This window comes from Rhizobium sp. SVR5-2C, from assembly GCF_056755115.1.
Map to the genome: position 1 here is coordinate 1 of NZ_JBNDHT010000566.1, position 239 is coordinate 239.

1 protein-coding gene is annotated in these 239 nt (G+C 72.0%); it reads right to left on the bottom strand.

Annotated features, from left to right (window positions below; translation table 11 throughout):
- The coding region (locus tag ACPYOI_RS36915) for a CNNM domain-containing protein (protein ID WP_481424290.1) at positions 1-239 on the bottom strand (239 nt) is incomplete at both ends.

Genomic DNA, 239 nt, shown 5'->3' on the forward strand with positions numbered 1-239 from the left:
CGGCTGAGGTCCTCGGCGGTCGCCCCGTGCTCGAGCTCGTCGACCGGCTCGATGCCGACCCGGCGCAGCAGCGACGTCGAGGCGCGGTCGAAGAGCAGGACGAACGGGCCGGCCAAGGTGAGGTAGGCGAGGGTGGTGCGGCTCAGGGCCCGCGCCAGGGGCACGGTGCGCGCGATGGCGAGGTTCTTCGGCGCGAGCTCCCCGAACACCATCTGGACGACGTTGGAGAAGACGAGCAC